Below are 24,162 nucleotides of genomic sequence, written 5' to 3'. Positions count from 1 at the left end.
CAAATACCCGTACATAATTAATTGATATCGACTATGAGCGAACTGATTTCCCACGAATCCACGGTTAATTCCTTCTACCTCGCCTTCTACGGCCGTCCGGCCGATCCTGCCGGCCTGAAGTTCTGGGCCGAGCAGCTGGCCAATAACGGTGGCGACCATCGCGCCATCATCGACGCCTTTGCCACCTCGCGCGAAGCGCAGGTGCGCTTCGGTGACGACACGCCGGCCGCGCGCATCGCCGAGATCTACCAGCAACTGTTCAACCGCACGCCCGAACAGAGCGGCGTGGATTACTGGGCAGAAGTCGTCGCGCAGGGCAATGCCTCGCTGGCCGACGTCGCCATCGAGATCCTGAAAGGCGCCCAGGGCACCGACCAGGGCCTGCTCGACCTGCGCCAGCAGGCGTTCGATGCGTTTACCGCCGAAGTGGAAACGTCCGGCAGCGACTACGCCGGTTACTCCTCCATCGAAGCCGCGCGCGTGCTGGTGCGCGCCGTGACCCCGGGCGCGTCGCAAGCGGACATCGCACAAGTCGTGAAAGCGACCGTGGCCTTCGCCGATATCGCCTCGAACAATCCCGCCGTGATCGATGCGATCGCCACCGGCAGCAGCCTGCTGGCGCTGTTCGACACCGCGCGCGGCCTGCTTGACCCGGTGGTCCTGGTCCAGGCCCTGGCCGATGTGGCGCAAGCCGCCGCCGGCAGCCCGGCCACGCTGGAATCGCTCCTGCGCGGCGGCGGCATGGCGCAAGTGCTGAAGGTGATGCCGGCCAATGCCACCCTGCAGGATGTCGTCAACGCGCTGGCGCAGGGCGGCCTGCCGGCCGCGATCGAGGTCGTGTATCCGAGCGCTCCGGCAACCCCGGCGCCATCCGCGCCGGTATCGTCGCTCAAGTTCGACAGTGTGGAATCCGGCGCCGGCGACCGCGATCTCAAGGACCACGTCACCAAGGTCGAACAGGCCGACGTCAAGTTCACCTACGACGGCGCCGTCAAGGCCGGCCAGAGCTTCCAGTACACCATCGATGGCGGCAAGCACTGGATCAGCGCAGGCATCGATACCTCCACCCGCGGCGTCGTCGTGCTCAAGGACGTCGACCTGACCATCGGCGCGCAAGACGTGCCGCCGCCACCGCCGCCGCGCATCGGCATCATGGAAGCGGGCCCGGTCGAGGACGTCCTGACCACGGTGCAACTGCGCCTGGTGGACGCGAACAAGCAGGAAATCCTGTCGGCCACCGAGACGCTCGTGCTCGACCGCTTCGCCGAGATGCTGGACGTTGCGCTCGTGAATGCGACCGCCAGCCATTTCGCTGGCTTTAGCACTGGTAGCACCAATGTTGCCGGCTTCGAGATCGATGGCCTGGAACAGGGTGCGATCGTCCAGTACCTGTACATGGCGCCCGGCGCCAATATGGCGACCTGGCAGAACAGCATGCCTGAGCTGGAAGATGGCATTCACACGGTCCAGGTCCGCCAGCTCGATGCCGCCGGCAACGCCAGCGAAGCGAAGGAAATGCGCTTCAATCTCAACCGCGAAACGCCGGATGCGTTGACGATCCGCCTGGCCAACGATACCGGCATCGACGACAAGGATGGCGTCACCAACGACGGCACCGTGATCATCGAAGGACTGGGCGCCGCGTGGGTGACCGGCTGGCAGTATTCTGTCGACGACGGCAAGAACTGGAAGTTCGGCGGCGTCAGCAAGGACGGCGTGGTGCCCCAGCTCGAGTTGGGCTCGCTGGACATCGCCACCGGCGCACTCCTGGTGCGTCAGATCAATTACGCCGGTAATGCCAGCGCAGCGTCGAACAAGCTCGAATTCACGTTCGACGACACCAATCCGACCGAAATCCTGAGCTTCAAGCGTATCGAGGGCGAACTCGATGGCGTGCTCAAGACCGATCAGGAAAAGGTCGACCTGACCTTCGGCGTCGCCCACAAGGACGATGGCATCGTCCAGTGGCGCGTCAAGGGCAGCGCGGATTGGGTCACCGTCAACGCCTATAACGATAATGGCACCTTCACGCTCGAGAACATCGACCTGGCGGCGACCGACCCGACCATCGAGCTGCAGGTGATCGACGCGGCAGGCAATGTCGGGTTCACCGACAGCGTGACCATCGACGGACCGGCCGGCGTCACCGTGAAAGCGACCGTCGCCGGCCTGGAAATCACGAGCTCGGTCGCAGGCACGATCACCCTGAGCGGCGACCCGCTGCTGTCGAACGCGCCGGGCGGCGGCGCGATCGTGGGCACGGTCCTGGTCGGCGCCCAGGGCGGCTATCGCAGCGGTACGATCAAGATCACGCCGGAGCAGGGCGAGCCGCTGATCGACGACAGCACCTTCATCTTCCAGCTTGGCCGCGACACGAATGACAACCTGGGAGGCACGCATATGTGGGGCTTTGCCGGCGACGACAAGCTGAATGGATCCACCGGCGACGATTTCATCAGCGGCGGCGACGGCAACGATATCATCATCTCGCGCGGCGGCAGCGACTTCATCTCGGGCGGCGCCGGCGCGGACACGATCGCCCTGGTCGTGGACGGCAAGGGCAGCACCCTCCACTACGGCCAGAACGAGACCAGGACCGGCCTGTTCATCAATGGCAACGGTGTCGAAGACATGGACCGGATCACGGGCGCCGAGGCGGGCGACGTGATCGAGGTCGGCAATATTTTCAAGTACGGCCCTGGCACCGTCAGCAACAGCTATCTGACGAGCGACGATTCCGGTTACCTCGCGGTCATCCGCGGCGCGCTGGTGGGCGGGACTTTCACGGCCAACGCCAGCGGCACGTCATACATGGTCCAGTGGACCGACGATGTAGGCATCAACAGCGTGATGTTCAACAACTACAACGGCGCCGCGCTGGGCCTCGAGGTCGACCGCGAAAAGGGCACGCTGACCCTGGTCGACGAGCGCATGGTGTCGGTGTACCAGGACATCAGCTATCACTTCACGAAGACCGCCAGTTCCTTCTTCCTGCAAGGCACGCCGGATGACGTGCAGGCGGCGCAGACCAGCAATGGCCTGCTTGCCGATGGATCGTTCTCGCTGTACGACTACCGTACCGGCAGCACGGCTGCGACGAACCCGAGCTACACCAGCGGCGCGCATTTCGGCGTCGGCTTGGATGGCCACATGAATTTCGGAGAAGCGCTGCAGGCAGGCGTCTACCTCGCGCTGTGGGATGGCGATACCTTCGCCACGGCCAGCGGCAGCTTCAACTCGGGCGGCGTCGCCTTCGCCGGCGGCGTTGCAGGCAACGTCGTGCAGCAGGGCTTCGGCCTCGACGCGTTCGGCCAGCAGTCCCACGTGACGCTGAACGGCGGCCTGGTCAACCATGGCGCGCGCACTGACAGCCTGCTGTATCGCAGCACCGCAGACACGTCGACCACGGTCACCACCGGCACCAGGCAGGACGTGATCGATGCATCGGCAGGTGCGGTAACGATCCGCTACGACAAGCTCGACAGCGCCGCGCAAGACCTGGTCTTCGGCTTCGGCGCCGACGACAAGATCGTGTTCGAAAGCTTCCTGTATCCGGGCCTCGAGACCTTCATCTCTTCGGGCGCGCTCGTATCGGACGAGCTCGACGTTGCCAGTTCGGCCACCCTGGCGACGCTCAACCTGCAGTACCAGGGCCGCCTCATCAGCGAGGACGCCGGCCTGCTGTTCCTGGCGCAGGATGGCCATACGGGCAACGGCATGCTGATGCACTACGTCAACCGTGACAGCAACGAAACGGTCGATCCGGGCGAGGTGACGCTGATCGCCACCTTCGTCGGTGGCGTGCCGGACTACTCGCAAATCGAGCGGGTTCCATCCGGAGCGGTCTGACCCGCTTCTCTCGGTTCCCGTCATCGGCCACCACGCCGCAGCATGTCGCTGCGCAGTGGCCGGTGACGGGACGTGCCCGCCACATCCCAATCAACTCACCAACGACGTACCGACCATGAACGAACTCGACACCTATCAATCTACCGTCAATTCTTTCTACCTCGCCTTCTATGGCCGTCCGGCCGACCCTGCCGGCCTGAAGTTCTGGACCGAGCAGCTGGCGAATAACGATGGCGACCATCGCGCCATCATCGACGCCTTCGCCACCTCGCGCGAAGCGCAGGTGCGCTTCGGCGACGACACGCCGGCCGAACGCATCGCCGAGATCTACCAGCAGCTGTTCAACCGCGCGCCCGAGCAGAGCGGCGTGGACTACTGGGCCGACGTGGTCGCCCAGGGCAAGGCATCGCTGGCCGATGTCGCCATCGAGATCCTGAGCGGCGCCCAAGGCACCGACAAGGGCCTGCTCGACCTGCGCCAGCAGGCGGTGGACGCGTTCACCGTCCAGGTGGAAGAATCCGGCAGCGACTACGCCGGTTATTCCTCGATCGAAGCTGCCCGCGTGCTGGTGCGCGCCGTGACGCCCGGCGCGTCGCAGGAAGACATTGCGCAACTGGTGAAGGCCACCGTGGCCTTCGCCGACATCGCAGCCAATAATCCGGCCGTGATCGACGCGATCGCCACCGGCAGCAGCCTGCTTGCGCTGTTCGACACCGCGCGCGGCACGGCCGATCCGGTGGTCCTGGCCCAGGCGCTGGCCGACGTGGCGAAAGCCGCCGCCGGCAGCCCGGCCACGCTGGAGTCGCTGCTGCGCGGCGGCGGCATGGCGCAAGTACTGAAAGTGATGCCGGCCGACGCCACCCTGCAGGACGTGGTCGTGGCGCTGGCGCAGGGCGGCCTGCCGGCCGCGATCGAGGTCGTGTATCCGTCGGCTCCGTCGACTCCGGCGCCGAGCGGCGTCACGCTCAAGTTCCTGAGCGTCGACCAGGGCCCCGACGACAGCGTGAACGATGCCGTCACCAACCAGCAGGTGGTCGACGTCAAGTTCGGCTATACCGGCGAGCTGCGTCCGGGCCAGGGTTTCCAGTACAGCACCGATGGCCAGAACTGGACCGACATCGCGGCGGTCGACCGGGTCATCACCATCAAGCACCTCGACCTGCTGGACCTGGGCAAGGAAGAGGGCGGCCTCGAATACCGCATGGGCATCATGGAAGTGATCGGCGACCTGGTGACGACCGTGCAGGTGCGCGTGATCGACGCCAACAAGAACCCGGTCAAGACGCTGGCGCAAAAAATCACCTATGACACCACCGGGCCGTCCGGTGACCTGAGCTTCGTGCGCATCGAAGGCAAGGCCGATGGCGCGCTGGTGACTGATCAGGACAGCGCCAGCGTCACCTTCACGATCGACGAGCGCGACGGCGGCATCGTCCAGTGGCGCCTCAAGGGCGACGATGGCTGGACCAACGTCGACAAGATTGGCGGCAACGGCCACTTCACCCTGGAAGGCATCGACCTGCGCGAAGCCGACCCGACGGTCGAAGTGCGTGTGATCGACGCCGCCGGCAACGTCGGCGACACCATCAGCCGCACCATCGACGGTCCGTTCGCGGCCAACCTGACGGCGACGCCCACGGTCAATGGCCTGACCATCACCAGCCCGATCGCCGGCTCGCTGGCGCTGGGTCCGTCCCCGCTGTTTTCGACCGACAAGGATGGCGGCGCGATCAAGGGCACCGTCACGGTCGGCCAGCAGCAGTTCGAGTCCGCCGGCACCCTGAGCGTGATGCCGATCGGCGGCGGCACGCCCCTGGCCGACCCGAGCGGCCGCGTCTACCACTTCGGCACCGCAAAGGGCGAGCTGCTGTCGGGCATCACCCACCAGTGGGGCTTCGGCGGCAATGACACGCTGCGGGGCACCAAGGGCGACGATTTCCTCAGCGGCGGCGATGGCGACGACGAGATCTTGAGCTATGGCGGCAGCGACGTCATTTCGGGCGGCGCCGGCGGCGATACCATCACGCTGGTCAAGGATGGCGTGTCCAGCACCCTGTTGTACGAAGCCGGCGATACGCTCACGGGCGAATTCCTCAACGGAGGCTCGATCGCCGGCATGGACCAGATCAGCGGCGCCGAAGCGGGCGACGTGCTCTCCATCCTCGGTTTCGACGGCAGCGCCGTGCAATCCGTCGGCAAGGGTTATCTGACGACCACCGCCGACGGCCAGGCGGCTGTCGTGCGCGGCAGCGTGACCTCGAGCGGCGGCTTCGAGACCGACCTCAAGGGCACCGCCTACCTGCTGCAGTGGACCCAGGATGCCACCATCAACAGCCTCCTGTTCACTGACTACGCCAGCAACGGCGGCCCGAGCCTGACGTTCAAAGGCAGCGCCATCACGCTGGCGAAGATGCCGGTGGCGTCGAACGTCTATAACGTCCAGTTCGGCTTCGAGGCCGGCGTCGACACCACCTTCACCCTGGTCTCCATGCCGGACCAGGCCAAGCCGGTCGCTACCACCGTTAATGGCCTGCTCGCGGATGGCGAGTTCATCTTGACCGACGTGCGCAGCGGCCAGCAGGCGACCGAGTACACGGACGGCCCAGGCTTCGGCGTCAAGGACGGCGGCGTAGTCCAGCTCGACGGCACCCTCGCGGCCGGCATCTACCGCATGGCGTGGGATGGCGAGACCTTCGCGACCGCGGGCGGCACCCTGGCGGCCAACCAGGTCACGTTCGCGGGCGGTGTGAGCGGCAAGGTCGTCGTGCCGGGCTTTACCATCTTCAGCGAGCTCAAGCTCAAGGACGGCATCAGCGGTAACGACAACAGCCCCTTCAACTTCCTGTACCGCAGTACGGCCGGCACCAGCGCCGAACTCGTTACCGGTTACAACGCCGACGTGGTGATCGCAGACGAAGGCGCGGTGAACGTCGTGTACAACGACGTCAATATCAGCGCACAAGACCTGATCCTCGGCTTCGGCGTCGACGACAGGATCACGCTGGGCGGCGATGCGCAATTGGGCCTCGAGAAACACGCCAATGGCAAGCTCGAATGGGCCGCCGAAGGCGACGTGGTGGAAATCCTGGAGATGACCGAGGCCGCATCGATCGCGCTTGACGCGACCTTTGTCGTCGACCACCTGGCCCAGGAGGGCTCGCTGACCCTGGAAGCGCTGAACGGGCGCCTGAACCTGGAGACGATGAAGGCGGGCGACAGCCTGCTGATCCTGGCCAAGGACGCGTCCAGCGACGCTGCGATCCTCCTGTACTACACGGAGCAGGATGGCAACGGCGAGATCAATGCCGACGAAGCGACCCTGCTGGCGGCCTTCGTCGATGGCGTGCCGACCATGGAGCAGATCACCCTGGTCGGGCTGCCGGATTGAACTGAACGTTGAACGTCGTGGGCGTCATGAGGCGCCCACGCGGAGCCCCGTTTGCATCATGCAACGGGGCTTTTTTTTGGGGATATCAAGTCGCAAATATGAAATTTTTCTCATGATTTTTGATGCTGAGTTATGCCATAGACATGTTGCAGCATTAAAATTGTCGAATTTATGTCGGCAAAAGACGACAAGGCGGTAAAAACTGAAAATTTGTGTATGCCTGTAATCACACGTGTGGAGATAATTGACGCATGGCAACTCTCGCCATGCCTACCCAATCTTTATCTCACATGAGCACACTGAGCAACTTCGACTCGACCGTCAATTCCTTCTACCTGGCCTTCTACGGCCGGCCTGCCGATCCGGCTGGCCTGAAATTCTGGTCGCAGCACCTCGCCGCCAGCAACGGCGACCTGGGCGCCATCACCCAGGCATTCGCCACCTCCGAAGAAGCGCAGGTGCGTTTCGGCGCCGATTCGCTGGGCGACCGCATCGGCGAGATCTACCAGCAGCTGTTCAACCGCACGATCGATGCCGATGGACTGGCCTACTGGACCGACGTGGTCGAGCAGGGCGGCGCCTCGCTGGCCGACGTCTCGATCGCCATCCTGGGCGGCGCCCGCGGCAGCGACCTGACCCTGTCGGCACTGCGCCAGAAGGCGGTCGACGACTTCACCGCGCAAGTCGAGGCATCGGGCAGCGAATACAGCGGCTATGCGTCGATCGAAGCGGCCCGCATCCTGGTGCGCGCCGTCACCGCGAATGCCACCGATGCCGACGTGGCGCAACTGGTGAAATCGGCGGTCTCGTTCGCCGATACCGCCAGCAAGACGCCGGCCGTGGTCGAAGCGATCGCCGTCAACACGACGCTGCTGGCGCTGTTCGACACCACGCGCGGCAAGGGCGATCCGGTCGCGCTGGCGCAGGCGCTGGCCGACACCGCCAAGGCCGCTGCCGGCGACCCGGTCACGCTCGAATCGCTGCTGCGCGGCGGCGGCATGGACAAGGTGCTCAAGGTGATGCCGGCCGCGGCCACCCTGAAGGACGTCGTCAAGGCGCTGGCCGAAGGAGGCCTGCCTGCGGCCGTCGAAGTGGTGTATCCGACCGCGCCGGGCGGCACCCCGACCCCGACGCCTGCGGCCATGAAGCTGTCGTTCGACAAAGTGGCCCAGAGCCTGGACGACCATGTGCTCGACAAGACCACCAATCTCGCCCACGCCGACGTCACGTTCAAGTACACCGGTCCCGACCTGGTGAAAGGCCAGCACTTCGAGTACACCATCGATGGCGGCAAGAGCTGGCTCATCGACGGCCTGAAAGAAGATACCGTCGCCAACACCGTCACCATCCAGGAACTGTACCTGGGCGGCGTGCGCGATGCCGACCGCGTCGGCACCGTGTCGGTCCTGGACTTCGACGCCCCGGCCAACGTCACGACCTCGATCCAGCTGCGCGCACGTGAAGGCAGCCGCGACATCGCCTCGGCCACGACCGAGATCGTCTACGACCGCGCCGCACCGGAGGCGTCGCTGACCTTCCTCGGCATCGACGGCAAGGCGGGCAACACCACCACCGAAAAGATGGTCGACGTCGACTTCACGCTGGCGGGCGAACTCGGCGCCGGCGACTTCATCGAGTACCGCATGCTGGGCAGCGACACCTGGACCACGCTCGACGGCAAGTACGTCAAGGACGGCATCGTGACCATCCCGGGCGTCGACCTGAGCACGGCCGACCAGACCGTCCAGGTGCGCGTGACCGATAACGCGGGCAATGCCACCGAGACCGTCGCCCAGCTCATCGATGGCCAGGACGCCGTCCCGCAGCCACCGACCTTCATGATCCTGCCAACCAGCAAGGGTCTGTACGTTGACAGCACTGTGCAAGGCACGTTCCAGCTGGTCGATGACAAGACCGTCACGCCCCTGAAGTTGAGCGAGGTCGAGTACGCTCCAGGCATGAAGATCCCTGTCATCGGCGCGCAGGAAGATCAGGTCAAGGGGACCTTCCAGTTCACCCCGAGCGGTGGAACGCCGATGACCCATCCCCAGACCGGCGACTACGTCTTCAACTTCGGCAGCAACGATGACGACATCATGTCCGGCGCGATCGTCTGGGGCTTCGACGGCGACGACATCATTACTGGCATCGGTAGCCAGACCAATCTGTTCGGCGGCGACGGCAACGACACGATCACGGGCGGCGCCGGTCGCGACCTGATCATCGGCGGCAAGGGCGGCGACCTGATCGATCTCGGCAAGGACGAGGTTTCAGACACCGTGCAGTACGAACTGGACGATGTTGACGAGCTGCCCTTCGTCAACAACACCAGCACCGCCGCCATCGACAAGATCAGCAATTTTGGCGTGGGCGATGAGCTGCGTATCGGTATCATGTTCGGCCAGACGCCGGTACGCAAGACCGATTACCTGAGCGCCGGCGGCAATCCCGACGAGTACGCCATCGTGCGCGGTTCGGACGACGGCGGTGTCTTCATCAAGGGCTCTGAGGAGAGCGACGACGACTACATGGTCCAGTGGAGCAATGGCGGCAAGGTGACCAGCACCATCCTGCACAATTTCGGCACCACGGCGCCGAACCTGTTTGCCTATTCGGGCGGTTCGTCCCTCATGCTCAAGCCGGTCATCAATTACGAGTTCGACGATCTCTATCTCAATCTGGCATCGGGCACCAGCCTGGCTGACATCCGCATCAAGAACGGCTACATCACGAATATCGCCAACCTGGATACGTTCAAGCTGGAGGACTTCAGCACCGGCGCGGCCAAGGCATTGCCGGGCTACGATGCCCTGCCTGGCACGGAAACGGTCCAGCAAGGCAGCACCCTGGTCTTCAAGACGGCGTTGTCGGCCGGCGTGTTCAAGATGAGCTGGGCGAACGACACCTTCCAGACCATCGATGGCTTCGTGAATGCGGGCGAGGTGTATTTCGCGGGCGGCGCGGGTGACACCGCAGGCAATGCGGATGCTACCTTCTCGCATCGCGGGTTTGTGCTGGACAAGGCGCCAGAGATCGTCAACAGCGACGTGGCGGGCGACGATTCCCCCGGCAACGATGGCTTCATCACCAATGCCATGGGTCCGGTACGTATCGACACCGGCGCAGGCAATGACGTCATCGTCGACCAGGGCAGCGACGTGACCGTTGTCTACGACCGCATCGACGACAGCGCGCAAGACCTGATCTTCGGTTTCGACAAGGCCGACACGGTACTGCTCGACGGCGAAATCGCCGCCGCGCTGCGCAAGGATGGCAACGACGACATCGCCTGGGCCTATGACGGCGACGACATCCTGGAGACGACCGAAGGCGCGACCGTGACCATCAAAGGCTACGTCAACATCGGCACTCCTTACGGCGGCTGGGGACAGTTCAGCGGCGATCTGCTGGGCGAGCTCAATCTCAAGCTCAATGTCGACAACATCGCGCAGGGTGAGCATCTGCTGATCCTCGCCAACGGCGACCGCGGCGACAGTAACGTCCTGTTCCTTTATCAGAATACGGACGACAACGGCAGTATCGATGCAGCAGAACTGACGACGATCGCCATGTTCGCCGATGGCGCGATCTCGACCGGCAACATCGAGCTCGTCGGCACCCAGATCCTGGGCGGCATCGAAGCTTGATTCACGCCTTCGGTTGATGTGAAAGCCCTGCCGGGATGACCGGCAGGGCTTTTTTCATGGCGTTGTCACGTGCTTTCACTTTGACCGAGTTCGCTACGCCGCATGCATATTATTATGGTGTTAACAAGTAGAAAAGCGGTCAATACATAAAATTATGCTATTTTTCTGTAGGTAAAATCCTACATAAACGCTAAAAACAAAAAATATTTCCAGTTCGCAATTACATTTCGATACATACTCATTATGCATGGCAAATGCCATACATAATTAATTGATATCGACCATGAGCCAACTGACATCCCACGAATCCACGGTTAATTCCTTCTACCTTGCCTTCTATGGCCGTCCGGCCGACCCTGCCGGCCTGAAGTTCTGGGCCGAGCAGCTGGCCAACAACGATGGCGATCATCGGGCCATCATCGACGCCTTCGCCACCTCGCGCGAAGCGCAGGTGCGCTTCGGCGACGACACGCCTGCCGAACGCATCGCCGAGATCTACCAACAGCTGTTCAACCGCGCGCCCGAACAGAGCGGCGTGGATTACTGGGCGGAAGTCGTCGCACAAGGCAATGCCTCGCTGGCCGACGTCGCCATCGAGATCCTGAAAGGCGCGCAGGGCACCGACAAGGGCCTGCTCGACCTGCGCCAGCAGGCGGTGGATGCGTTCACCGTCGAAGTGGAAACGTCGGGCAGCGACTATGCCGGTTACTCCTCCATCGAAGCGGCGCGCGTACTGGTGCGCGCCGTGACGCCCGGTGCATCGCAGGAAGATATCGCGCAGCTGGTGAAAGCAACCGTGGCCTTCGCCGACATCGCCTCGAACAAGCCGGCCGTGATCGACGCGATCGCCACCGGCAGCAGCCTGCTGGCGCTGTTCGACACCCCGCGTGGCCTGCTTGACCCGGTGGTCCTGGTCCAGGCCCTGGCCGACGTGGCGCAGGCCGCCGCCGGCAACCCGGTCACGCTGGAGTCGCTGCTGCGCGGCGGCGGCATGGCCCAGGTGCTCAAAGTGATGCCGGCCAACGCCACCCTGCAGGATGTCGTCGACGCGCTGGCCACCGGCGGCCTGCCGGCCGCGATCGAAGTCGTGTATCCGAGCGCGCCGGCGACCCCGTCGCCATCGGCGCCCGTGTCGTCGCTCAAGTTCGACAGCGTGGAATCCGGCGCCGGCGACCGCGACCTCAAGGACCACGTCACCAAGGTCGAGCAGGCCGACGTCAAGTTCACCTACGATGGCGCCATCAAGGCCGGCCAGAGTTTCCAGTACACCATCGATGGCGGCAAGAACTGGATCAGCGCAGGCATCGATACCTCCACCCGCGGTGTCGTCGTGCTCAAGGACGTCGACCTGACCATCGGCGCGCAAGACCTGCCGCCGCCACCGCCGCCGCGCATGGGCACCATGGAGGCCGGGCCGGTCGAGGATGTCCTGACCACGGTGGAGCTGCGCCTGGTGGACGCGAACAAGGTGGAAATCCTGTCGGCCACCGAGACGCTCGTGCTCGACCGATTTGCCGAGATGCTGGACGTCGAGCTCGTGAACGCGGCGGCCGAATACTTCCCCGGCCTGAGTGATGGTCTGACCAATGTCCCCGAGTTCGTGGTCGATGGCCTGGAGAAGGGCGCGATCGTCCAGTACCTGTACCAGTCGCCTGGCGCCAATATGGCGACCTGGGTCGACACCATGCCGACGCTGCAGGATGGCAAGCACACGATCTCAGTGCGCCAGCGCGATGCGGCCGGCAATACCAGCGCCGAGGACGAGATCACGTTCACCCTGGACACCAAGGCGCCGGTGCACACGCCTGGCCTCAAGTTCGCCACCGATAACGGCGGCCTGAGCGACCGGATCGTCACCATCTCCAACCTCGATACCGACGAACCCACCGGCTGGCAGTACTCGACCGATAACGGCGAAAGCTGGAAGTTTGGCGGCGTCAACACGGCAGACCATGTCCAGTTCGACCTGACCACCATCGACCAGGCCAGCGGCACCTTGCTGGTGCGCCAGCTGGATGCCGCCGGCAACGAAGGTGCCGCATCAGTCGGCCTGCAATATTCCTACGATAATGTCCCACCTACCGAGACGCTCACGTTCGTGCGCATCGAAGGTGGTCTCGAGGGCATCTCCAAAACGGGCGATACCAGCGCCGACGTGGTGTTCAGCGTGGCCGGCAAGAACGACGGCATCGTCCAGTGGCGCCTGAAAGGCGAGCAGGACTGGAACGATGTGACGAGCTACAACGGCGCCACCTTCACCATCGCCGGCGTGGATCTGTCGCAGGCCGACCAGACCATCGAGCTGCAAGTGGTGGACCCCGCCGGCAATGTCGGCGACACGCTCGATATCCTGATCGATGGCCCGGTGGCGCCCTTCAAGCTGCGCGCCACGCCGGAAGGCCTGCGCGTGGACAGCACGGTGGCGGGCGTCATCAAGCTCGGCGCGACGATCGTGACCTCCGACCATGCCAGCCAGGGCGCGATCGATGGCCGGGTCGTGGTGGGCGAACAGCCTGCGCGCGCGTCCGGCACCCTGTCGATCACGCCGGTCGACGGCGCCGCGATCGCGGACGAGAGCGGCACATCCTATTGGCTCGGCAGCGACGCCTACGACACCCTGAAGGGCGCCAACCTGTGGGGCTTCGCAGGCAACGACACACTGATCGGCACGGCAGGCAACGACTACCTGAGCGGTGGCGACGGCAACGATGAGATCATGTCCATGGGCGGCGCCGACACCATTTCCGGCGGCAAGGAGGCCGACACGATCATCCTGCGCAAGGACGGCGTCGCCAGCACCCTGGTGTACCAGGCCGGCGACACCGCGACCGGCCAGTTCGCCAACGGCGGCTACATGAACGGCATGGACCGGATCCAGGATGCGGAGCTGGGGGACATGCTCAAGGTGGGCGCGATCTTCGGCTACGTGGACGAGATCAAGAGCACGTTCCTGACCAGCGTCGATGCCGACCAGGTGGCAGTCGTGCGTGGCAATGCGGACAGCCGCTTCACCGCCGATCCGAGCGGCACCTCGTACATGGTGCAATGGACTGATGGCGTCAACATCAACAGCATCATCGTGGCGGGATTCGGCGCCACCGGCTTCAGCCTCGAGGTCGACAGCGACCGCGGTATCCTGACCATGGTCGCGCCACCCGCGGTCATCTCGACCTTCGCGGGCATCAGTTACGACTTCTCGGCCAATGCTGCGTCCTTCCTGCTCGAAGGCACGCCAGACGACGTCGTGCAGACCGACGAGACGAATGGGATGCTGCCGAACCAGGATTTCAAGCTGTACACGCTCGATTCCGGCTTCCTGGCGCCGGCTGCTCCGGGCTATGACGCCGCGCCAGGCTTCGGGGTGGACGGCACTGGCCGGATGCACTTTGCCGACGCGCTGGCGGCGAATGTCTACATGATGTCCTGGGGTACCGATACCTTCGCCACCGCGAGCGGCAGCTTCGATTCGGCCGGCATCCTGTTCGCGGGCGGCGTCGACGGCCACATGGTCCAGCAGGGCATCGGTCTGCAGTCCGACGGCCTGCAGACCTGGGTCAAGCTCGACGGCGGCGTGCGCGACCGCGGCACTGAATCCAAGAGCCTGCTGTACGTCAGCGAAGCGGGAACGACGACCACGGTGACCACCGGGGTACACCAGGACGTGGTCGATGCCACCGCCGGCGCGGTGACCATCGTCTATAACAAGCTCGACAGTGCTGCGCAGGACATGATCGTCGGCTTCGGCGCCGACGACAAGATCGAGATACGTCTTCCGTTGTTCCCAGGTAAGGGCTTGATCAACACCAATGGCCCTCTGGTCAGCGACGAGATCGGCATTGAGGGATCCGCTACCCTGGCGACCCTGAAGCCCCAACTCGACGGCCGCGCCATCTCGTCCACCGCTGGCACGGTATTCCTGGTGGAGGACAGATTGAACGATGCAGGCATGCTGATCCACTACGTCAACAGCGATAACGACGAAGTGGCCGAGGCCGGCGAAGTGACCCTGATCGCCACCTTCACCGGCGGATTGCCGGACATGGACCAGATCATCCTGGTCGGTATGCCTTGACCACGGTAAGGTAGCCACCCCCGCCGCAACATGCTGCGGGGTTGGCCGGCGGGCGCGGTGCCGGTTACCATGCAACGGCGCCGCGCTGCTTAGAAAGGAAATCCCATGCAAGACTGGTCCGATGGCTACATGACCGAGGTGGCCTATACCTTCGGCTACTATCCCGAACTGAATCCCCTGCGCGCCCGGCTGGCGCTGCTCGAAGCGGGCATCGTGCCGCCCGAGATCCACACCGCCTGCGAACTCGGCTTCGGCCAGGGCATGAGCGTCAACATCCACCAGGCGGCCTCCGGCGCGCAGTGGCACGGCACCGACTTCAACCCGGCCCAGGTCGGATTCGCGCGCGAACTCGCGCAGGATACGCCGCTGGCGGCCAGGTTGTCCGACGAAGCCTTCGACGCCTTTTGCAGCCGCGATGACCTGCCGCAGTTCGACTTCATCGCCCTGCACGGCATCTGGAGCTGGATCTCGGACGCCAACCAGGCCGTCATCGCCAGCTTCATCGAGCGCAAGCTCAAGCCCGGCGGCGTGGTCTATGTCAGCTACAACACCCAGCCCGGCTGGGCCGCCATCGGTCCGCTCACCGAATTGATGGCCGGCTTCGACGCGGCCTCGAACCCGCCCGGCATCGGCCCGGCCGCGCGCATCGATGCCGCCCTCGAGTTCGCCGACCGGCTGATGGCCAGCGGCGCGCTGTACGGCAAGGCCAACCCGCAGGTGCTGGAGCACCTGAAGCGACTGCGCGGCCACGACCGCCGCTACCTGGCCCACGAATACCTCAACCGCGACTGGGTGCCGATGTCGTTCGCACGCATGCGCGGCCGGATGGAGGGGGCGCGGCTGCAGTTCGGCACGTCGGCCCACTATCTCGACCACGTCCCGATGCTGAACCTGAGCACGGCCCAGCAGGAACTGCTGGCCGGCATACCGGACGTGAACCTGCGCGAAACCACGCGCGACTTCATGGTCAACCGCCTGTTCCGGCGCGATTACTGGGTGCGCGGCGCGCGCCGCCTGGCGCCGGGCGAGCGCGCCGAACGGCTGCGCGCGCAACGTGTGATCCTGGCCACGCCCGCGGCCAGGGTCAAGCTCAAGGTCAGCGGCGTCCAGGGCGAGGCCAGCCTGCACGAAGACGTGTACCGTCCCATCCTCGACGCGCTGGCCGATCACCGGCCGCGCTCGCTGGGCGAGATCGAGCGCGCCGTGGCCGCGCACGGCGTGAACCTGGCCCGCATCGTCGAAGCGATCACGATCCTGGCCGGCACCGGCGTGCTGCACCCGGCCCAGTCCGACGAGGCGATCGAACTGGCCCGGCCGGCGACCGCGCGCATCAACGCGCGGCTGTGCGCCATGGCGCGCTATGCCGAGGACGTCAATGTCCTGGCGTCGCCGGTCACCGGCGGCGCGGTCCAGGTCGGACGCATCGACCAGTTGTTCCTGCTGGCGCGCAGTCGCGGCGCGGGCGGGCGCGATGACTGGATCGCCTTCGCCAGCGCGGCGCTCGCGGCCCAGGGCCACCGGATCTTGCGCGACGGCCAGCCGGTAGAGGCCGGGGAGCAGCAGCGGATGCTGCAGGCGCAGGCCGAAGTGTTCGAAATGGAAAGGTTGGAAGTGTTCCAGGCCTTTGGTATTGCATAAATATCTGGGCCAGGGACGTGAACGGCAGCGGTGGCGCGCTGTACTACCTCACCCAGATTGTCTTCGACGTCCACATTGGCAGAATCACCACGGCGACGGCGCCGGCGGCGAGCCCGGCATGCCGCGACCGTCCCGGTCGCGGTAAAATATCCGGATGACTTCCCCGACTTTCACCCACCTGCGCGTCCACTCCGAATACTCCATCGTCGACGGCCTGGTCCGCATCGACGACCTGGTCAAGGCGGCCGTCAAGGACAACCAGCCGGCGCTGGCCGTGACCGACCTGGCCAACACCTTCTGCCTGGTGCGTTTCTACAAGGCGGCGCGTGGCAAGGGCATCAAGCCGATCGTCGGGGTCGACGCCTGGATCACCAACGACGACAACCGCGACAAGCCGCACCGCCTGCTGATCCTGGCCAAGAACCACACCGGCTACCTGCAGCTGTGCGACCTGCTGGCGCGCGCCTGGCTCACCAACCAGCACAAGGGCCGCGCCGAGCTGCGCACCGAGTGGCTGGAGGCGCTGGCCACGTCCGTCTCGACCCTGCATCCCGACGAGCCCCAGGCCAATGCCCTGATCGTGCTCTCGGGCGCCCATTTCGGCGACGTCGGCCAGGCGATCGAGAATGGCGACCTGGCGAAGGCCGAGGCCAATGCCGCGCGCTGGGCGAAGATATTCCCGGGTCACTTCTACATCGAAATCCAGCGCGCCGGCCAGCCCAACCAGGAGCAGCAGGTGCGCCATTCGGTGGCGCTGGCCGGCCGCCTGGGGCTGCCGGTGGTGGCGACCCATCCGGTGCAGTTCCTGGACAAGAGCGAATTCATCGCCCACGAGGCGCGCGTCTGTATCGCCGAGGGCGAGATGCTGGCCAACGCCAAGCGCGTGCGCCGCTTCAACGAGAACATGTGCTTCAAGTCGCAGGACGAGATGCTTGAATTGTTCAAGGACCTGCCGGGCGCGCTCGCCAATTCGGTCGAAATCGCCAAGCGCTGCAACGTCACGCTCACGCTGGGCAAGCCGCAGCTTCCGAACTTCCCGACCCCGGGCATGACGATCGACGAATACCTGGTCGCGGAAACGAAAAAAGGTCTCGAGGAACGCCTGGTGCAGCTGTATCCGAACGAGGCGCAACGCGAGAAGGAGCGTCCGCGCTACGAGGCGCGCCTGGAGTTCGAGAACAAGACGATCATCAACATGAAGTTCCCGGGCTACTTCCTGATCGTTGCGGAGTTTATCCAGTGGGGCAAGAACAACGGCGTGCCGATCGGCCCGGGCCGCGGCTCCGGCGCGGGTTCCCTGGTCGCCTATGCGCTGAAAATCACCGACCTCGATCCGCTGAAGTATAACCTTCTGTTCGAGCGTTTCCTGAACCCGGAACGCGTCTCGATGCCCGACTTCGACATCGACTTTTGCCAGGAAAAGCGAGAGCTGGTGATCCAGCACGTGAAGGACCTGTACGGCCGCGACGCGGTGTCGCAGATCGCCACCTTTGGCACCATGGCGGCCAAGGGCGCGATCCGCGACGTCGGCCGCGTGCTCGACTTCGGCTACAACTTCTGCGACGGCATCTCCAAGCTGATCCCGTTCAAGCCGGGCAAACCGGTCTCGATCGCCGAGGCGATCGAAGAAGAACCGCTGCTCAAGGAGCGTCTCGAAAACGAAGAAGAAGTCAAGCAGCTGCTCGACCTCGCCCAGCAGGTCGAGGGCATCACGCGCGGCATCGGCATGCACGCCGGGGGCGTGCTGATCGCGCCGGGTAAACTTACCGACTTCTGCCCGCTGTACACCCAGGGCGGCGACGCCGGCGTGGTGTCGCAGTACGACAAGGACGACGTGGAGGCCGTGGGCCTGGTCAAGTTCGACTTCCTGGGCCTGACCACGCTGACCATCCTCGACCGCGCCGTCAACTACATCAAGGATCTCGATCCGGAGGAGAGCGAATTCGACCTGGCCAAGCTGCCGCTGGACGACCGCGCCTCGTACAAATTGCTGAGCGACGCCAAGACGGTCGCGATCTTCCAGCTGGAGTCGCGCGGCATGCAGGGCATGCTGAAGGACGCGCGTCCCGACCGCTTCGAGGACATCATCGCGCTGGTGGCGCTGTACCGTCCGGGCCCGATGGACCTGATCCCCGACTTCTGCAAGCGCAAGCACGGCGAGAAGTTCGACTATCCCGATCCGCGCACCGAATCCATCCTGTCCGAGACCTACGGCATCATGGTCTACCAGGAGCAGGTGATGCAGATGGCGCAGATCGTGGGCGGCTACTCGCTGGGCGGCGCCGACATGCTGCGCCGCGCGATGGGTAAAAAGAAAGCCGAAGAGATGGCCGAGCACCGCGAGATCTTCCGCGCCGGCGCCGCCAAGGACGGCCTCTCGACCGAGAAGGCCGACGAGATCTTCGACTTGATGGAAAAGTTCGCGGGCTACGGCTTCAACAAGTCGCACGCTGCCGCCTATGCGCTGCTGTCGTACCACACCGCCTATCTCAAGGTCCACCATACCGCCGCGTTCATGGCAGCCAACATGTCGCTGGCGATGGAAGACACCGAGAAGATCAAGATCCTGGTCGAGGATGCGAAAGAGGTCTGCAAGCTCGTAATCCTGCCGCCGGACGTCAACGAATCGCAGTTCCGCTTCACGCCGGAAGGCGAGCCGAAGTCCAAGACCGGCAAGCAGGTGACCAATATCCGCTACGGCCTGGGCGGCGTGAAGGGCGCGGGGCAGGGCGCGATCGAGGCCATCATCGCCGCGCGCCAGGAGGGCGGCAAGTTCAAGGACTTGTTCGATTTCTGCAAGCGGGTCGACCGCAAGCAGATCAACCGCCGCACCATCGAATCCTTGATCCGCGCGGGAGCGATGGATGCCTTCGGGGTCGACCGCGCCGTGTTGCTGGCCTCCGTCGCGTTCGCGATGGAAGCGGCCGGCCAGGCGGCGGCTGCCGCCAACCAGGTCAGCCTGTTCGGTGGCGACGATTCCGACCTGGTGGCGCCGCCCGAGTACGTCAAGGCCACGCCCTGGACCGACCGCCAGAAGCTGTCCGAAGAAAAGATCGCGCTCGGCTACTACCTGTCGGGACATATGTTCGACTCGTATGCGCAGGAGGTGCGGCGCTTCGCCAAGACCAAGTTGAAGGACCTGGAACCGTCGCGCGACCCGCGCATGATGTGCGGCGTGATCACCGGCGTGCGCACCCAGATGACCCAGCGCGGCAAGATCCTGATCGTGGCGCTGGACGACAAGACCGCCGTGCACGAGGTGACGATCTATAGCGAGGTAGCCGAGGCCAACAAGCACGCCCTCAAGGAAGACGAGTTCCTGCTGGTGGTCGGCAAGGTGTCCGAAGACCGCTTCAACGGCGGCCTGCGCATCACGGCCGAGAAGGTGTTCGACATCGCGGCGTCGCGCATCCAGTACGGGCACAAGCTCGAGATGGACCTGAGCACTTCCGTCGATCCGGCCAAAATCGCTGAAGTGCTGCAGCCCTACCGGGTGCAGGACGGGATGCCGGTCAGCCTGCGCCTGGAAACGAACGGCATTCCCTATGTCGTCCAGCTGGGCGACGACTGGCGGGTGGGGCCGTCGGATACGCTCAAGCAGGCGCTCGAGCTGACGCTGGGGGCAAAGGACGTGGCGGTCGAGTACTGATCGTGGGCTGACCTTCCTCCTGGGCGAAGGTCCGTGCTGTACGGAGATCGTGCTCAGTGCTCGCGCAGCCCGATCGTCGCCTGCGTCGTCCCGTTCGCGGCCCGCTCCAGGACCACCTTGCGGTTGCTCGATTCCTGGTCGCGCTGCGCTTCGCGGTGCCACAGGTGCAGCACCTCGGTGGCCAGCGCGCCGTCCTTGCGCATCACGCCGGCGTGGAACAGGCGCACCACCAGGTCCGAATCCTCGTGGCCCCAGCCGGTGAAACTTTCGTCGAAGCCATTCACCTGCACCAGATCCGACTTCCACACCGCCAGGTTGCAGCTCTTGATACGGCGCCAGCTGAACTTGCGGCGCACGCGGCCGAGGTCGGGCCAGCGCAGCATCGTCTGGATCACCTTGTTCATGTCGCCGGACAGGCGATGGCGCAGGCGTTCGCCCACCGACATGCCCGCGACGTCGATGTGTTCGCGCAGTGCGCGCTCGGTCAGCCCCTGGCTCAGCAGGATGCGGCTGCCGGAAACCAGGAAGCCGGGTTGCGCCAGCGCCCGGTGGCGGCGGATGAAGTCGCGCTGCGGGACGCAATCGCCGTCCAGGAAAATGATATAGTCGCCTGTTGCCGCGAGTGTGCCGCGGTTGCGCGCCATGGCGGCGCGAAAGCCGTCGTCCGGCTGCCAGACATGTTTCAGGGGCACCGGCGACCTGGCGGCCAGGCGCTCGATGCAGTCCCGCGTGTTGGCAGTCGAGCCGTCATCAGCGATAATGATTTCGAAATTCTTGTCGTCCTGTAAAAAACAGGCTTCCACCACCGCCTGCAGGGCGTCGGGCCGGTTGTACGTGGTGATCACGACCGAAATTGTCTGTGTTTGCTGCATTGCTGTCCGATTCAATAGCCGACTAGGTCGCAAGAATATCCCACAAGAACCTGAATGAACAATAAGCCGCTGATGTCCCGGGAGCCAATGCAGGTTTGGATCGGCTTCCAGGTCTTCCTGTTTCCCTTCCTTAGCCTGACCACGCCTTCGGGCATCGGATTTTCTAGCCTCCTGTTCCTGCTGTCGGCCCTGTGCGTGCCGCGCAAGGCCTGGGCCGCGTTGACGCCGCACTGGAAAGAGATCCGCTGGGTGGTCGTGGCCTTCTGGTTCCAGTTCGCGCTGGCCATCGTCGCCGTCCTGATCCGCCCCGAGGCCGGCCTCGATACCCTGGACAAGCCCTCGCGCATGCTGCTCGGAATGAGCTGCATGGCACTGGTCCTGCTGGCGCGGCCGTCCCCCGCCGTCCTGTGGTGGGGCGTGGTGGCCGGCAGCGTGGCCGCGCTGCCCTTCGTCGCCTGGCAGCGCATCGTGCTGCAGGTCGAGCGGCCCGGCGGCTTCTTGAATGCGATCACCTTCGGCGACCTGGCCCTGGTGCTGGGCCTGGTGGCGCTGACGGCGGCGATCGATTATCGCCACCATACCCGCAAGGCGCTGCTGGCGGGGATCGGGACGGTGGCCGGGCTGGCCGCCTGCATGCTGACCGGCACCCGCGGCGCCTGGGTCGCGCTGGCGCTGGCCGCGCTGCTGCTCCTCTCCTATGCCCAGCTGCTGAAGAGCCGCAAGGTGCGCCTGCTGCTGGCCGGCAGCTTCGCCCTGGTCGGCGCCGCCTTCCTCGTGCCGGCCACCGGCATGCAGGAACGCGCGCTGCAGGGCGTGGACGACGTCCAGACCTGGGTCGATGGCGGCAACGTCTTCACCAACGTCGGCACCCGGCTCGAATTGTGGAAAGGCGCGGCGATCCTGATCGAGGAGCGGCCGCTTTTCGGCCTGGACCGCAACGCGGTGCGCGCCGAGATCCGTCGGCTGGTTGAGCAGGGCACGCTCGATCCGGCAATCCTGTCGCTCGAACACCTGCATAATGACGCCCTGCAGGCGCTCGCCACCGGCGGCGTGTTCGGGCTGGCGGCCTGGATCGGCATCCTGGCGGCGCCTTTCATCTTCTTCGCGCGCCAGATGGGCCGCGTCGGCCTGGACGCGAGAGGGCGCTTCGCGCCGGCGCTGGCCGGCATGCTGGTGGTGCTGTGCTACTTCAGCTTCGGCCTGACCGAAGTCATTTTCTGGTCCCTCAAGGGCAGCATGTTCTATGCGCTGATGGTGTTCCTGCTCATGGGATTCTGCCTGGCCGCCGGCCCGGCGAGGGAAGCAAAGGTTGAACAACGTGGAAACTAAAGTGATCGTCCGGCGCCTGCTCGCGCTGGTCAAACCGTATCAATCGCGCGCCTGGATGGCGCTGCTGTCGATGGCCATCACGGCCGCCACCCAGCCGCTGCTGGGCGAGGCGCTCAAGGTCCTGCTCGACGACGGCTTCAAGGAGAACGTCGGCTTCAGCCTGTGGTGGATTCCCACCATCCTGGTGTCGATCTTCATCCTGCGCGGCATCGGCACCTTCGGCACCGCCTATTTCAATAACTGGGTGCTGTCGCGGGTCCTGAACGACATGCGCGCCATGGCATTCGAAAAGGTATTGCGCCTGCCGGTGGCGCGCTACCAGGACGAATCGACGGGCAAGATCATCAACACCGTGGTCAACGACGTGCGCCAGGTGGTGGACATGATCCAGTCGGTGTTCGTGGCCTGCGTGCGCGACGTGCTGGTGGTGATCGGCCTGCTCGGCACCCTGCTGTACCTGAACTGGAAGCTGACCCTGGTCGCCATCATCGTGATCCCGCTGACCGCCGTCATCGTGCGCACCACTACCAAGCGCCTGCGCAACCTGAACCGCGAGAGCCAGCGCGTCACCGCCGAGATGACCGGCGTGGTCGAGGAAGCCGCGCGCGGCCACCAGGTGATCCGCGTGTTCTCGGGCGAGAAGTACGAGCGCCAGCGCTTCCACAAGCGCAGCGAAGCCCTGCGCGGGTTCTCGCAGCGCATGACGGTGGCCTTCGCCGCCACCACCCCGGTGACCCAGATCGCCACCTCGCTGGCGTTGTCGCTGGTAATCGTGCTGGCGATCCAGGCCGACATGACGGTGGGCGAATTCACCCAGTTCGTGACGATGATGCTGATGCTGCTCACGCCCCTGAAATCGCTGGCCGAGGTGAACGGCCCGATGCAGCGCGGGATGGCGGCGGCCGAGACGGTCTTCGGGATCATCGATTCGGAACCCGAGGTCGATACCGGCAGCCGCGAACTGGGTCGCGCACGCGGCCACCTGGTGCTGGAAAACGTGGTGTTCCGGTATCCGAACGCACTGAACCCGGCCATGAACGGCGTGTCGCTGGAGGTGAAGCCGGGGCAGACGGTGGCGCTGGTGGGCGTGTCGGGCGGCGGCAAGTCCACTTTCGTGAACCTGGTCACCCGTTTCTACGATCCGGAAGGAGGCCGCCTGTTGCTCGACGGCGTGCCGTACACCGACATCAAGCTTGCCTCGCTGCGCGGCCAGCTGGCGATGGTGAGCCAGAACGTGGTGCTGTTCGACGATACGCTGGCGGCCAACATCGCCTACGGCGCCGAGCAGGTCGACTACGAGCGCCTGGCGGCGGCGGTGCGCGCCGCGCACCTGACCGACGTCGTGGCGCGCCTGCCCGACGGCATCGACACCCGCATCGGCGAGAACGGCTCGCGCCTGTCGGGCGGCCAGCGCCAGCGGGTGGCGATCGCGCGCGCGATCTACAAGGATGCGCCGCTCCTGATCCTGGACGAGGCGACGTCGGCGCTGGACAACGAGAGCGAACGCGCGGTCCAGGCGGCGCTCGACACCCTGATGGCAGGCCGCACCACGATCGTGATCGCGCACCGCCTGTCGACGATCGAACGCGCCGACCGCATCGTGGTGATGGAGGCCGGGCGCATCGTCGAGCAGGGGACGCATGACGAACTGCTGGCGCACAAGGGCATGTATGCCAATCTCTATCACTTGCAGTTCACGGCGGCACAAGAGTAGGGCG

9 protein-coding genes are annotated in these 24,162 nt (G+C 64.9%); 8 read left to right on the top strand and 1 reads right to left on the bottom strand.

The genetic code is table 11. From position 1 onward, the window contains the following. Positions 1 to 33: 33 nt before the first annotated feature. The 6 genes from J3U95_RS14300 to dnaE all read left to right on the top strand — a co-directional run bounded on the left by J3U95_RS14300 (position 34) and on the right by dnaE (position 20,243). Positions 34 to 3,849: a DUF4214 domain-containing protein gene (locus tag J3U95_RS14300; RefSeq protein WP_208279234.1), complete on the top strand. Its 3,816-nt coding sequence runs from the start codon at positions 34 to 36 to the stop codon at positions 3,847 to 3,849. Between the two features lie 115 nt (positions 3,850 to 3,964). Continuing rightward, complete coding sequence (locus J3U95_RS14295; RefSeq protein WP_208279233.1) at positions 3,965 to 7,237, top strand: DUF4214 domain-containing protein; 3,273 nt, start codon at positions 3,965 to 3,967, stop codon at positions 7,235 to 7,237. A 290-nt stretch (positions 7,238 to 7,527) separates the two neighbouring features. Further along, positions 7,528 to 10,884 (top strand): DUF4214 domain-containing protein, encoded by a 3,357-nt coding sequence (locus J3U95_RS14290; protein WP_208279232.1) that lies wholly within the window; start codon positions 7,528 to 7,530, stop codon positions 10,882 to 10,884. Positions 10,885 to 11,167: 283 nt separating this feature from the next. Next, on the top strand, positions 11,168 to 14,956 hold the full coding sequence (locus J3U95_RS14285; RefSeq protein ID WP_208279231.1) for a DUF4214 domain-containing protein: 3,789 nt from the start codon (positions 11,168 to 11,170) through the stop codon (positions 14,954 to 14,956). Between the two features lie 105 nt (positions 14,957 to 15,061). After that, entirely contained in the window at positions 15,062 to 16,594 is a 1,533-nt protein-coding gene (locus J3U95_RS14280; protein ID WP_208279230.1) for a class I SAM-dependent methyltransferase, read from the top strand. A 154-nt stretch (positions 16,595 to 16,748) separates the two neighbouring features. Next, complete coding sequence (gene dnaE / locus J3U95_RS14275) at positions 16,749 to 20,243, top strand: DNA polymerase III subunit alpha (protein ID WP_208279229.1); 3,495 nt, start codon at positions 16,749 to 16,751, stop codon at positions 20,241 to 20,243. Between the two features lie 53 nt (positions 20,244 to 20,296). Here dnaE and J3U95_RS14270 read toward each other — a convergent pair whose 3' ends face one another. After that, complete coding sequence (locus J3U95_RS14270) at positions 20,297 to 21,115, bottom strand: glycosyltransferase family 2 protein (protein ID WP_208279228.1); 819 nt, start codon at positions 21,113 to 21,115, stop codon at positions 20,297 to 20,299. An 87-nt stretch (positions 21,116 to 21,202) separates the two neighbouring features. On the opposite strand from J3U95_RS14270, the gene J3U95_RS14265 reads away from it, so the two are divergent. Both J3U95_RS14265 and msbA read left to right on the top strand, forming a co-directional pair. Then, positions 21,203 to 22,444 carry an O-antigen ligase family protein gene (locus tag J3U95_RS14265; RefSeq protein ID WP_229519840.1) on the top strand — a complete coding sequence of 414 codons (1,242 nt, stop codon included), beginning with the start codon at positions 21,203 to 21,205 and terminating at the stop codon, positions 22,442 to 22,444. Continuing rightward, positions 22,434 to 24,158, top strand: coding sequence for a lipid A export permease/ATP-binding protein MsbA (gene msbA, locus J3U95_RS14260; protein WP_208279226.1), 1,725 nt, complete (start codon positions 22,434 to 22,436; stop codon positions 24,156 to 24,158). The genes J3U95_RS14265 and msbA overlap by 11 nt, the downstream gene beginning before the upstream one ends. Positions 24,159 to 24,162 lie beyond the last annotated feature (4 nt).

The sequence above is a fragment of the Massilia oculi genome (assembly GCF_017582745.1).
Lineage (GTDB): Bacteria > Pseudomonadota > Gammaproteobacteria > Burkholderiales > Burkholderiaceae_D > Telluria > Telluria oculi_A.
Note: the sequence above shows the minus strand (reverse complement) of the source record. Positions and strands in the feature narration are given on the sequence as shown.